At 54.7% G+C, this 13,233-nt stretch carries 5 protein-coding genes; 2 read left to right on the top strand and 3 right to left on the bottom strand.

Annotation, left to right across the window (positions count from 1 at the left end; translation table 11 throughout):
* Positions 1 to 511: 511 nt before the first annotated feature.
* Positions 512 to 2,827, top strand: coding sequence for a ribonuclease R family protein (locus RC85_RS01465; protein ID WP_235033323.1), 2,316 nt, complete (start codon positions 512 to 514; stop codon positions 2,825 to 2,827).
* A 166-nt stretch (positions 2,828 to 2,993) separates the two neighbouring features.
* Positions 2,994 to 4,049 carry an ROK family protein gene (locus RC85_RS01460; protein ID WP_068258096.1) on the top strand — a complete coding sequence of 352 codons (1,056 nt, stop codon included), beginning with the start codon at positions 2,994 to 2,996 and terminating at the stop codon, positions 4,047 to 4,049.
* 129 nt (positions 4,050 to 4,178) lie between these two features.
* Here the strand turns inward: RC85_RS01460 and RC85_RS01455 are convergent, their stop codons facing one another.
* The 3 genes from RC85_RS01455 to RC85_RS01445 form a co-directional block, all read right to left on the bottom strand.
* Positions 4,179 to 5,579, bottom strand: coding sequence for a sodium/glutamate symporter (locus tag RC85_RS01455; RefSeq protein ID WP_068258095.1), 1,401 nt, complete (start codon positions 5,577 to 5,579; stop codon positions 4,179 to 4,181).
* Between the two features lie 632 nt (positions 5,580 to 6,211).
* Positions 6,212 to 10,213 carry a cadherin-like domain-containing protein gene (locus RC85_RS01450; RefSeq protein WP_068258094.1) on the bottom strand — a complete coding sequence of 1,334 codons (4,002 nt, stop codon included), beginning with the start codon at positions 10,211 to 10,213 and terminating at the stop codon, positions 6,212 to 6,214.
* Between the two features lie 156 nt (positions 10,214 to 10,369).
* A complete protein-coding gene (locus tag RC85_RS01445) occupies positions 10,370 to 12,979 on the bottom strand; it encodes a dockerin type I domain-containing protein (RefSeq protein ID WP_149752818.1) in 2,610 nt (869 codons plus the stop codon).
* Positions 12,980 to 13,233 lie beyond the last annotated feature (254 nt).

Raw genomic sequence — 13,233 nt, 5'->3', positions numbered from 1 at the left:
GGGTGAAAGCCGTTGTGTAATCTGGCCCCGTCGCTTTTGTAGGCCGGAACAAGCCGCTTCGGCGCAGTTCCGGCAATTGCATGGGACAACGTTGGATTGCCGAAACTTTCGTAGCTGATCCCGCCAGGGTTCAGTCGAATTCAAGCTGATGCAGAACTGAACCCTGGCGGGATCAGCTACGGGAAAACCGGGGAGTTGTTTTGGGACCGTTGCTTACTTTAGCCCCGGACGGGATGACAGCACTTTGTCTCTGTAGTCGGGCGTGGGGCCAGACGCCGGTCGTATTGTGGGGAGGATTTAGACAAAAAAATTGGCGACAAAAAAATTGGGTGCTCGGTTTCTTGGGCGTTTGTTGTGCCTGTGAAGGAGTGACGGCTGTTGTGCAATCTGGCCCCGTCGCTTTTGTAGGCCGGAACAAGCCGCTTCGGCGCAGTTCCGGCAATTGCATGGGACAGCGTTGGATTGCCGGAACTGCGCCGAAGCGGCTTGTTCCGGCCTACAGAAACTAGTGGTGACTGAACGCTGGCGCGATCAGCTACATTTCCCGGTCGAATTGCTCTATCCTGCACGCATGAATATCAATCAAGAATTAGCCGATCGCATCATGCGGTTGGTTGTCTCGCCCGAATACCGGCCCTGCAAACCAAAACAAATCGCAACCGATTTGAAGCTGAACGACGACGGCTACCGCGAGGTCCGTCGAGTTGTGAAGCAGTTGGTCAACGAAGGCCGGTTGGTGTACGGATCCAATCACTTGGTGTTTAGCGTCGGCAGTGTCGGCGGACCAAGCGATTCGATTCGTGGTACTTTTCGCCGAGCACTTGGCGGCAGCTTCGGATTTGTTCGCCCCAATCACGCCGAAGACGGTGGCGACATTCCCACCGATTACTTCGTACCGCCCGGCAAGACGATGGGGGCGCTGGAAGGCGATTTGGTCGAGATCAAAATCCAAGCCGGCCGGCGAGGCGACGATGAAGCCGTTGTCACCCAGGTCGTCCAGCGGGCACGTCGGCAGTTCACCGGCACTTTCAAAATGTCAGGCAAGAGTCCGGTCGTCTTTCTTGACGGCGTGCCTTACAAAAAACCAGTCTCGGTCGGCGACGTCCGCGGAATGCCACTGGAAAACGACGATAAGGTCTTTGTCGAACTGGTCGAGTATCCCGACGACGATGGAAACGGTGGCGAAGCCGTGATCCTGGAACGATTGGGCAGCAGCAAGAATCCAGCAATCGATACGCTGACCATCATGCGTCAGTACGCGCTGCCCGATGAATTCCCCGAAGCAGTCCTGAATGCATCGCGTGAACAATCCGATCAGTTCAGTGACGACGAAGTCCCGGCGGATCGCAAAGATTTGACCAAGTTGTTGACGATCACGATCGACCCGTTTGACGCGCGCGACTTTGACGACGCGATTTCGCTGGAACGCGAAAAAGGTCGATGGCGGTTGTGGGTTCACATCGCCGACGTCAGCCACTTTGTTCCGATCGGTGGAGCCATCGACGAGGAGGCGCGAGCACGAGCGACCAGCGTTTATCTGCCAGATCGAGTTGTCCCGATGATCCCCGAAATCATCAGCAACCACTTGGCGTCACTTCAGCCTGACAAAATGCGTTTGGTGAAAACGGTCGAGATCGAAATGCTTGACGACTTAACGGTCACGCATACCGAGGTTCACAACGCCGCGATCCACAGCGATTTGCGTTTGAATTACGAACAGGTCGATCAGTACTTGGCCAGCCCTGAAAAATATGTCGAAAAGTGGGGCAGTGAAGTATGCGATTTGCTTGGCCGGATGCATCAATTAGCGATGCAGATTCGCAAGTCACGATTCAAGGGTGGTTCGTTGTCGATGGACATGCCCGACATCAAGCTGGATCTTGATCGAGCGGGCAAGGTCAAAGGTGCTCGTCGTGTGGAACACACCGAAAGCCATCAGATCATCGAAGAGTTCATGCTGGCAGCCAACCAAGCGGTCGCGGCTTGGCTGGATGATATGAAGCTGAATTTTCTGCATCGCATCCATCCGCCACCTGAACGACGAAAGCTTCGTCAGTTGACGAACTTCGTCAAAGACATTGGCATCAAAATCGATTCGGTTGAAAGCAGATTCGAGATTCAGAAAGTGCTCGATACGGTTGCCGGAACACCTCTGGAAGACGCCGTGAACTTTGCCGTGCTGAAAAGCATGAACAAGGCCGTTTACGGTCCGCAGCCCGACGGGCACTACGCGTTGGACATGGAACATTACTGTCATTTCACTAGTCCGATTCGGCGCTATCCCGATTTAACGGTCCACCGCTTGGTTCAGAAACTGTTGGACGGCGAAAAGACGCCTGATGATTCGTTCGGCATGCTGCTGAAACTTGGTCATCATTGCAGCGATATGGAACGCAACGCGCAGAAGGCTGAGCGCGAGTTGATTGAGTTGAAGTTGTTGCATTTCTTGAGCAAGCATATTGGCGATACGATGGAGGCGGTTGTCAGCCGCGCGTTCGCCGACGGGTTGAACGCCCGCTGTGTTAAGCTGCCAGTGGATGGCTTTATCCCGGTCACCAGTTTGCCCGACGACAAGTATAAGTTTGAACGACGCGGAAACATGTTGGTCGGCTTCAAAGAGGGCAACCGCTATCGCCTAGGTGACCAATTGACGGTTAAAATTGCCAAGGTCGATTTGCAAGATCGGCAGTTGTATCTTGACGTGATCAAAAATCACACAGCGTCCAACGAGGTGTCCGGTTCGGGCAAGAAAGCGAAGCCAAAACCGAACTATAAGTCGAAGCGAAAGACCGAACGCCGCGAGAAAAAGAAGAAACGCAAACGTTAGGCGTCGCCCGAGCAGATTGGTTGGTGAGCCGCGATCGCGTGAGCGGCCGGGCATATCGCATTGCCCGGCCGCTTACGCGATCGCGGCTCACAAAGAGATTGCCATCTTCGATGCAAGTAGCGTGTTTTCTATTCTTAGATTTCCATTCCTCAAAAGGTGAACTCAATTGTCTGTTGTTGTTGGAATTGATGTTGGCGGGACCACCTGCACCATCGCGATCGGCGAGGCCGGGCGAAAGGTTCTTTGCATTTCAGATCAGTTTCCCACCCGTTCAGCCGAAGGCCCCGATGCGGCGATTGATGACATCGTTGCGCAGATCGTTGCGGAATTAGATTTGCTCGGTAAATCGCCTGCTGATGTCAGCGCGATCTCCCTTGCGACTCCAGGCCCAGCAACGATGGATGGTGTTTTGCTGAAGACGCCAAACCTGAATCCGCTGCTTTGGGATCAATGTCCGATTCGGTTGAAGCTGGAACAAGCGTTTGCCAAGATCGCTCAGCCAACACCAGTGGTTTACATTGGTGACGGACAGGCGGCAGCGGTTGGTGAGTATGCGATACGCACCGGGCATTTGAACTGGGCTGATTCACCAGTAGCCGACAAAACAGAGCAATTCGATACCTTGTTTATGATTGCCGTCGGAACGGGCCTTGGTGGAGGTGAAGTTCGGAAAGGGCATCCGGTTCAAGGAGGCAAGGGCAGGGCAGGGCACGCGGGACACATCTTGTTGCCAGTCGATGCGTTCCGATACTCGCATGATCGTGAACTAAAGGTTGGCAACACGTTCTGCGCCGCCGAGTCTGCGATTTCGTTGACGGCGCTGACGCACCAGTTGTCCTATCGCTTGACGCTTGATCAATGGAAAGATCATTCGCTTAACGCAATCGAAGGAACCGCGAAGGACAAGGCGAAGCAGTTGCGAGAGCTAGCCGGTGCGGGCGATGATTTGGCGTTAGAACTGATGGACGATCAGGCGAAAGCACTCGGGATTGTTTTGCTGAACGTTCAGTACATTGGTGACCACGATCGATTGGTCATTGGTGGCGGTGTGACTGAGATGGCAACTCAGGTTCGCGATCGATATTTGGCCAACGTGAAAGAGTCGTATCATGCTCATGCGTTGGACGGCTTTCGCGACTTCGATGCAATTTCGTTCTCAGTCTGCCGTGATGATGCGTCGGTGTTGGGCTCGCTCGCCTATGCCTACGGTGGCACGCTCTAAGAATTAACGTAGGCCGTAGCAAGCCATAGCGAGTTACGGCAATGTGCGCACCGCCGTAACTCGCTATGGCTCGCTACGGCCTACTTTCTGGTTCCCAGGCAACGCCCTGCGTGCCATCGGTGCGAACGCCTACCGCCTGGCAACTTTGATTCCGGTGACGATCAATCCGATGATGATTGCAACTAGGACTGCGATCACGGCGGGCAGCGGGACGAGAGGCAGAATCAGAATGGGCAAACCGATCGTAATCATGCCTCCGCCAATGAATGGCGACGACAACGGCGCGGCCAAGGCGTAGTCTTCCGCTGCGCCGGATTGCAATTCGGGATCAACCAGTTTCAGCAGCACAAAACCGGTTGCCGTGGTGCCGGTAGACATCCCATAGTTGATCAGTCCCAGCTCGAACCAGTGTTCGGTCGGCAAAATTCGTGGTGACAGCCAAGCCAAACAAAACGCAGTCCATAGGATCGCGGCCAAAACCAAGACCACTAAACCACTGAGTTGGCCGGAGACGACAGTGACGTTTAGCGATGCGATCGCTGCAACGATCAAGACGTCCATCGCCGATGATGTGATGCGATTGACTGTCATCGAATCAATCAGGTTTCCGGATCCGATTTTGGTTAAGCCAAGACGAACGGCCCAACCGCCAAAGAGCGTGTAGATGAATAGCGGAAAGCTGCCAACGATCGCCGACGCACTGGTTCGATCGGTCAAGTTTGAATCAGGTGAGCCCGACAAAAAGAAGTGTTCGATCAGTCCCGCCAAGGATCCGACCGACCATTGCAAACACCATCCCACCGCCATCGCCAGTGTCAGCCAGATCACCTGCAAAAGAAGCGGGTCGATGAGGTCCGGTTTAACAACGGCGGTTCCGATCGATGACTTCTCAATCGGCTCAGTGGACTGCGTTTTTGACGAAGCGGTGGAGCCCGAAGCCTCTTTCCTCGTCCAACCGCGACGGATGCCGACATTGACCCAGAACACTCCCGAGACAATTCCGTAGACCAGGCCCACGGTCGCCATCAAAACGCCCAGGTCCAAACCAGCATCCAGTTCGACTTGTTCGCTTGCGAAGACTTCGCCCATCGCCGCTGCGGTTCCGTGACCGCCGGCAAACCCGGTTTCAATTAGCATTCCGAATGCACTTGGAACGCCGAACATCGGTTGGATGATCAACCAAGTGGCCAGCAAACCAATCGCTGTCTGTCCCAGCACGATAATCCAAACCATCAATCCTTGACGTCCCGCACGGATGATCGAATCGGAGGCGGATGAAGATGGCCGGCCCAGCAACATGCCGGCGAACACGACAGCGATCAGCATTCCCGGCCAGGATTTCCACTCGGACGAGAGTTCAATCATCTGGTCAGATTCAAACGCAAACGTAGCAATCTGAATCGCAGCGAATCCAACGATGCCTGCGATGACCGAGGCGGGAATGAACAGCACCCCGAGCAACGGAATCAGCCGTCGGATCCCAACTGCGATCGCCAGCAAGATCGCGGTCAGGATGAATGCGAAAGTCATGTTGGTTTTAGTATGCGTGAGGGCACGCGGCTACATCACATAAAAAAACGCACCGCGTGGATTCACAAACGATGCGTCTGAAAAGTATTTAACAACCAACCACAAAGAGAATGCTAACGCGACCTGGATGTAGCTGGGCCCGCCAGGGTTCAGTCGAATTCAAGTTTATGCAAAACTGAACCCTGGCGGGATCAGCTACGGGAAAACCGGGGAGTTATTTTGGGACCGTTGCTTAGTTTAGACCCGGACGGGACGACAGCACTCTGTCTCTGTAGTCGAGCGTCGGGCCAAGCGCCGGTCGTGTTGTGGGGAGGATTTAGACAAAAAAATTGGCGTCAAAAAAATTGGGTGCTCGGTTTCTTGGTCGTTTGTTGTGCCTGTGATGGTTTGATGACGGCTGTGTAATCTGGCCCACGTCGCTTTTGTAGGCCGGAACAAGCCGCTTCGGCGCAGTTCCGGCAATTGCATGGGACAAAGTTGGATTGCCCAAACTTTCGTAGCTGATCCCGCCAGGGTTCAGTCGAATTCAAGTTTATGCAGAACTGAACCCTGGCGGGATCAGCTACATTGAACAACCTTGCTTTGCTTAATAGCAGAGCTTAACTGGGCAGGCGTTTTGAAACCGTCAAAGCTTACAGTTCTGACAGTGCTCGGTCGACGGCTGCTTGGTAGCGTGCGAGGTCAACGGATCCGAGTGCACCATCGACTTCATTAAAGTCGAAGTCATCGACGCCGCCGAAAAATTGAATCGATCGGCTACCGGCAGCCTGAATAAAGAACTCGCTGTCCAGGGTTGCCGCTTCGGGTGCCGAGGCTCCTTCGCGAACAATCACCATGACCGCTGTATCACCAAAGCTACTCAAAATCACTTCGCCAAAGACGACATCTTCAAAGCCTTCGCCGGCGATGAACATTTCCTGGTTGCCATTGGCGTCGAAGCTAACCGAACCACCTTCAAGACCGCCATTGGACATGCCAGCGACGGAACCATTTCGGCGAAGGTAATTGGATGACAACAGGTTGATCGTTTCCAAGCCTGTGTTTTGAGTTCCAGCGACGCTCAGACCTGGAATGGTCGGTGCCGTGCTTGAACTTGGATCGACGACAACGCTTGAGGTTGTGCTGCCCAGCGTACGGATGGTGTCGGGCAGGTCGTAGACGACGGTGTAGTTGCCTGGCGAGACGTCAGTAAACGCGTAGTCGCCGCTAAGCGAAGTCAGTGTGGAGGCAACCGTGGTTCCGGTGCTGGAAACAAGTCGCACTTGGATTCCGCCGATTCCAGCGTCAGGGCCGTTCTTGATACCGTCGCGAACCGGGTTGGACGTGCTCTCGACGTTATCGATAAACAGAGACCCGCTCAGTGTGACTGGAACGAAATCGGTCACGGTAACTGTCACAACGGCTGAATCCGTAGCACCATCGGAATCTTCGATGGTGTAATTGATCGTCGCTTCACCCGCAAAGCTGCCCGTGGAAGTAAAGGTCAGGGTGCCATCGGAGTTGATGTCAACCGTACCTTGCTCAGATGCCGCAGCGATCACGGTGAGCGATTGATCTTCGCCAGCCGGTCCGGCATTGTCATTGCCAAGCACATCGATCGTCGTTGCAACACCGCGAACCGCAGTTGCTGAATCGTTGTTTGCCACGGGAGCGTCATTGATTCCCGTGATTGTGATCGTTGCGGTTTGTGTAACGCTGCCACCATTGCCGTCGGTGATGTCGTAGGTCAGCGTGATGACTTCATTTTGATCGTCGGTCAGGCCGCTGTAGGCCGAAGGTGTCACGGTCAGGGTCGATCCGCTGACCGAAATGCCGCTTTGATCACCGGTGATGCTTGGTGTGCTGATTGAAAGCGGGTCGCCGTCCGGGTCGTTTGCTCCGGACAACAGATTCACTGTCGTGGCTGAATCATTTTCGGAAAACGTTTGAGCGATCGGAGCGGAAACGACTGGATCCTGATTCACAATGTCGGTGATACCGGTGATCGTGATCGTTGCCGTTTGAGCGGCGCTGCCACCGTTTCCGTCCAACACGTTGTAGTTGACCGTGATGGTCTGAGTTTCACCGTCGTTGAGTGAACCGTAAGCAGACGGTGTCAAAGTCAAAGTGGTACCACTGACCGAGACGCCGGATTGTGGATCGCCCGTGACGGTCGGTGCGCTGATTGACAGCGTGTCACCGTCGGGATCGCTGGCATTTTCTAGCAGGTCAATCGTCGATGGTGCTTGATCCTCATTGACCATTCGAGTGATCGCAGCACTGACAACCGGATCTTGGTTCGGGTCAACGTCGGTGACTCCGGTGATCGTAATGGTTGCCGTTTGAGCGACGCTGCCACCGTTTCCGTCCAGCACGTTGTAGCTGACGGTAACAACTTGGCTTTCGCCGTCATTCAAATCGCCGTACACCGATGGTGTCACGGTCAACGTTGTGCCGCTGATCGAGACTGCGGATTGAGGGTCATCGGTAACGACAGGTGTGCTGATCGAAAGCGTGTCGCCGTCGGGATCGCTTGCACCGGTCAACAAGTCAATCGTTGACGCTGCGTCATCTTCGCTGACCGTTTGAGTGATGGTCGCACTGACCACAGGATCTTGGTTTGGATCAACGTCGGTGATACCGGTGATCGTGATGGTTGCTGTTTGAGCGACGCTTCCGCCGTTCCCGTCCAGCACGTTGTACGCGACGGAAATGACTTGGCTTTCGCCATCATTCAACGCGCCGTACACAGAAGGCGTCACGTTCAACGTTGTGCCGCTAACTGAGACGCCGGATTGAGGGTCGCCCGTGATGGTCGGTGTGCTGATTGAAAGCGTGTCACTGTCGGGATCGCTTGCACCCATCAGAAGATCAACCGTGGTAGCGGCCTGGTCTTCGTTGAACGTTTGAGTGATCGGTGCGGCAACGACTGGATCTTGGTTTGGATCAACATCGGTGATTCCGGTGATCGTGATCGTTGCGGTTTGCGCGACCATTCCGCCTTCGCCGTCCAGCACGTTGTACGTCAGTGTGATGACTTCACTTTCACCATCGTTTAGAGCACCATAAGCACTCGGGTCCACATTCAGCGTGTTGCCGACGACTGAAACGCCAGCTTGATTGCCAGAAATCGCCGGTGTGCTGATTGAAAGCGTGTCGCCGTCGGGGTCGCTGGCACCGGTCAGCAGATCGACCATCATGACGGCTTGATCTTCATTGAACGTTTCCGTGATTGCAGCAGCAACAATCGGATCGCCATTCCCGCCGTTGGGATCAACGACATTCAGGGTAAAGGAACTAAGGACCGGATCGAATTCGATCTGATTGTCGGTCAGGATGGCTTCGTCGCCTTCTTCACCGTAGAGCAAAAAGTCATCGCCGCCGCCGGCCAGTCCTAACGAGAACGTCAGATTTTGAACGGCGCTGTTGATTCGAAGCGGGATGCTGAACGTATCAAAGGGTTCTTCAAAACCAGGAACGGCTCCCTCGATGCCTGCACCCGAAAGAGGTCCAACGGCCAAGAAGTTATCAAACAGACTTCCGCCGTTGCCATCGTCGGCAATGTAGGTACCCAAAGTGAGCGAGTTGTAAATCTCGCGACCAAACGGACTGGCTGCCGGAGCGGTTCGGCTGCGGGTGTCCAAGTTCAAACCAACGGCACTGCCGCGGATGTTGCCATTCTCATCCAATGGCGAAGTCGAAATCACTTCGGAGCGAACGGTGACGTCCATGTCGAACGAGACTTGCAGATCAGGAAGATCCTGGTTCGCTAGATCAAAGTCGTTGTAACGAATTCGGAACTGGAAGTTGGAATCGTTGGTGGGCGTTGGGGTGACTTGTCCGGGGAACCGACCTAGCGGTTCACCTTGCAACGGCGTGACAACAATGGTGTCCGGATCGTAATCGCCCAGCGTGACCACGGCGTTCTTGATCGCTTGGTCGAGATCAGACAATTCGTCCAATGTTAGGGTGACCTCTTCGGTTGAACCTTCAAGCGAGAATGTTGCCGTGCCCGACGTTGCACTTCGCAGGCTGCTTTCGATATTGATTTCGTCGGTGTCGGTAACGATCGGCGTCAGCACGTCAGCCTGGTCGACCAAAATGTCGGTCACGACTTGGAACGCACCAATGTCAGCACCGAAGGTTCGCTCATCGCTGTAGCTGACTTCAAGATAAAAGACGTCATCGGTGTTGATCGTGGCCGTGCGATCGGTCTCCGTCGTCAGGGCTGCGTCGTTGACGTCGCGAAGGTTCAAGAACAGTTGCACGCCCGCGCTAGCGGCTTCCCCACGTGACACTGCGTTGATCACCGAAAGCGCGTCACTGGCGGTAACCCAACCATCAGCATTGACGTCCATGTAACCGTCAACCTGTCCGGCTTCGGTGACCTCGATCCCGCCACTGTTGCTTCGTGAAATGGCATTGATCACTCGCAGCGCGTCGCTGGCGGTGATTTGCATGTTGTCATCAACGTCGGCTGGGTTCAGGTAATTGTGGGCCAGCAAAATGTCGCCAGCCAGCAATTCGCGCTTCTCCAAAGACTCACTGACCAAAGCCCGGCGATTCTTCGTTGGCGATGGACGTTGACCGCGTCGAAGCCGCTCTCGGGATGACGTGGTTCCGAAGCGACTAAGCAGTTGACGCAAGTTTCTCATCTTTTATCTCTGGAAGATGGTGTGATAGTGGGGGAAGTCGCACGCGATATTCGTATGCAGCGGGCAAAGTGGTCGTTCAGAGTTCTGTACTAAGGGCCGGGTAGATCGCCCATGCTACTTGCTTTGCCCTGTTTATCAACCGCTGGCTCAAATTCCCTAATCAGTCTCAGTTGAAAATGTTTGGATTCCCAAACCGTCGAAAGGTTCCTCAATTTGTCGGGAAACTCGATTATTGGAGGATTCCGACTCAGCCTCGATCTCGTTGTTTCTATCATCGGCCTGGGCAGCATCGATACTTTCGGCAGGGGCCAAGCCATCCCGATAAGCTCGATTACCGTCAAAGTTCAACATTGGCGGTTCGCCGTTGTCGTTTTGATCCAACTGAGCGTTTTGGTTTAACAGGGCGTTTTGATCCAACTGGATTTCCGGGGGCAGAAAGTTCGCCATTTGGCGCCCGGTCGTGGTCGCCACAGCCTCGGCTTCCGCGGATGGACCGGGACCAACGCCAAACGCAGGAGACATCTGTCCATCAGATTGCTGTCCAGCGATCCGATTGATGACCAGCAAGGCGTCCAGGGCCGAGACCATTCCGTCGTTACTGACATCGATGTCATCGCCACCGACTTCTGTGGGTGACAAAATACGGGTGTCATTCCTGCTGATGTCATTGATCACCAGCAACGCGTCGAGTGCATCGACGACACCGTCACGATTCGTGTCAGCCGGAAGATTCTCGTTGTGCCGCGGACTGTCGACTCGGGCTGCGGCTGAAACAATCATGTCACTCGATCCATTGCTCACTTCGATCAGCATCGAAGACTCTGGAAATTGGTGGATGACCAATTCGGGAACCACCTCGACTCGATACGAACCCTGCGGAAGATCCGTGACTCGCCACACTCCGCTGGCATCCGTAGCCACCGATCCGGCGTGACCAAATCGCAGACCGCTGATCGCGATCCCGGTCCCAGCGTGTCCGGTGACGCGAATCTCTGAAATGCGTCCCGAGGAATCGGTGATCTGGACCTCAATGCTTTCCTGCATTGCGATCGCTTCGCTGGTGGTTCGAGCAACCAAGTTTCCGATCGAATCAAAGGCTTCCAATCGAGCGAACGACGACGCATCCAAACCGATCGCATCGACGGAAACTTGTCCAACCGGTTGATCCAACGCTACTGCGAAAGAGACTTCCGCCGCGCCACCGCTGGTCCATCGCTCGGTATATCGTTGCTGCTGCAGATTGAAGGATTGAAAGACAGTCACGTTACCCGCGTCGGCTGATTCCAGTGACGCAATCTTGTTGTCAAAGACGGTGCCGACGGCTGACAGTGTTGCGTCTGTTTGAAATTCCGATAGATCACTCGGAAGATCGCCCGCGGGAAAATCCGCTGCCAATGAAGCACCTGCAAACAGAGGTGAACCGTCCGGGTTGCTGATGATCACGGTGCTTGCACCGAGGCTGGATTCATCCAGATCGCGCAAGCTGTCGGAATTCTGGTCAACAAACGCGATGCCCGAGACGCTGGTATTGCTGATTGCCGGCGAGGTTGTCGTGCCAGTGATCGTTGGGCTGACGACACCGACGGACTGATCGACGGCTCGCCAGTGGATTGTCGAAAAGTCTGACTCGGCAATTTCAATGGTCAGGTCAAAGTCAACCGTCGGCTGATCCGGCGACGCTGCTACCAACCACGGACCGTCATCGAGTCGGTATTGCAGTTCGCTGATCCGATTCAGCGTGATATCGCTTTGCGTTCCCCAAGAGTTTTGGTTGACCAGGGCGACTGCCGACGCGGTGCCTTTCAATCGATAGACCGATTCGATGGGATCAAAATAGCCAACGGCATCGAGTTCTAGCGGAACGTCGGCGACGTCAAAAATGCCATCGCCGTCGCTGTCTTGCCAGCCCACCATCGCCAGCGTCGTCGCGGGGCTGCGGTTCTGCTCAAACGCTTGTTGCAAACTGAATCCGCCCAGCATGATGCTGGGCTCGGGGACAAAGTTTGGATCTGGATTGTTCTGTAAACTGTTCAGGTTTTGAGTGTTGTAATAACCGCGGTGGGAATCCCAGGAAGCTCCACCGCTGTACTCATCACGGGCCCAAAAAATGTGTCCCATTTCGTGGGTGTACGTTGACGTCGGCCGCGTCGAAGGCGTGATGTAAAACAATCCGCCCGGATAGGCAAACGCGCCCGTGAATTCGCTGCCGCGTGGGAAGACTCCATCCAGGTCGTTCGACGAATCGAGCACGAAGATCGTGAACGCCCAATCGGTTTGATGCTTCAAACGTTGGTCGTGGTTGAACCGTTTGACACCATCTTCAATCGATGTGGCATCGCCGTAACCCTGTTCAGTCAAGAAATCACCGACGTAGCGATTGAATTGGCTGCTTGGACGGCTGATGGGTTCGTAAGGCGTTTCTACCGGATTCCGAGCGTAGAGATCATCGACGACGAAATCGAGCGTGTGAACGGTGCCGAGTTCATCAAGCGTATCGCTCCACCAATCGACGCTTTCATGCACCTTGTCCAAAATCTGATCGATTTCGTTCGCGTCCCAGTCTTCGGTGCTGGGATCGAGCGTCCCGTCGCTTTCAAAGAAAACGGGGGTAACCGCGACCGTCCCCAGCAAGAATTCGCCAGTGTCTTCGGGCGTGACGCCAATCGAATCCGCTGCCAGCAACCGCCGTGACTCCAGCGATTGCACGCTGAGTTTGCGTTTGGGTTTGCGCCCGGATTTCACGTTACGATTAGGCTTTCGCCGCATGCTGTCGAATTTGTTTTAGGAAATAAGTAAGCGAGAAACTCTCACCAACAGTTTGACCATCGGAACGATGTGTCTGTCCGCTCTGTCATCCCTGACAACTTCGCCAATCACGATCCAGTTGTTAAACGCCGCAAATCCGGAAATGTCACCGCAGTTTAGCCGGCCTCGCAAGATAGTCAGCCGAAAAAGCCGCGGAGCGGTGACAGCCCTTTGCCGGGTGCGTCAGCACCCGGCACCGTGCTTTCGTCCCTCCA

This window comes from Rubripirellula obstinata, from assembly GCF_001642955.1.
GTDB lineage: Bacteria > Planctomycetota > Planctomycetia > Pirellulales > Pirellulaceae > Rubripirellula > Rubripirellula obstinata.
This window is presented reverse-complemented; position numbering and strand designations above follow the sequence as displayed.

Excerpts from the sequence above, each read along its gene's own strand:
- RC85_RS01455 (WP_068258095.1), bottom strand. The coding sequence starts at position 5,579 with ATGACTTTCGCATTCATCCTGACCGCGATCTTGCTGGCGATCGCAGTT.
- RC85_RS01450 (WP_068258094.1), bottom strand. The coding sequence starts at position 10,213 with ATGAGAAACTTGCGTCAACTGCTTAGTCGCTTCGGAACCACGTCATCC.
- RC85_RS01445 (WP_149752818.1), bottom strand. The coding sequence starts at position 12,979 with ATGCGGCGAAAGCCTAATCGTAACGTGAAATCCGGGCGCAAACCCAAA.